This window comes from Flavobacterium sp. GW823-FHT06G12, assembly GCF_058794775.1.
The window spans coordinates 1-656 of record NZ_JBXAHE010000015.1 but is presented as its reverse complement, the minus strand read 5'-3'; the positions used below and the strand labels follow the sequence as shown (position 1 = coordinate 656).

General features: G+C 50.9%; 1 protein-coding gene. It reads right to left on the bottom strand.

Features of this window, described 5'->3' with window-relative positions; genetic code table 11:
• The coding region (locus AC1Q5Z_RS23375) for a hypothetical protein (protein WP_492447110.1) at nt 1-209 on the bottom strand (209 nt) is incomplete at its 3' end.
• Between the last annotated feature and the right edge of the window lie 447 nt (nt 210-656).

Here is a 656-nt window from a genome sequence, read left to right as displayed (position 1 = left end):
TTAACCGTAACCGTAAAACTGTTTCCTGAGGAAACGCAGCCGTTTGCATTTTTAACCGTTAAAGTTCCCGTATAAGTCCCAGCGGCTGTTCCCGCAGGAACGGCAATATTAATTGAACCGGCCGATAGAGATGCATCGGTAACGGGAAGAAAATTATTTGTCGGACTGGCGTTCCAGACAATGCTGTAGCTGGTCGGCGCGTTTGTCACAGCGCTGTAGTTCAGACTGGCGCTCTGCACGCCAGCACTAAAGCAGACTGCCCCTGCCGATCCGAGTGTGATTGTCGGAAGAGGATTGACCGTAACCGTGAAACTGTTTCCTGAGGAAACGCAGCCGTTTGCATTTTTAACCGTTAAAGTTCCCGTATAAGTCCCGGCGGCTGTTCCCGCAGGAACGGCAATATTAATTGAACCGCCTGTCAGGGATGCATCGGTAACGGGAAGAAAATTGTTTGTCGGGCTGGCGTTCCAGACAATGCTGTAGGTCGTAGGCGCGTTTGTAACAGCGCTGTAGCTCAGACTGGTGCTCTGCACGCCAGCGCTAAAGCAAACTGCCCCCGACGATCCGAGTGTGATTGTCGGAAGAGGATTAACCGTAACCGTAAAACTGTTTCCTGAGGAAACGCAGCCGTTTGCATTTTTAACCGTTAAAGTTCC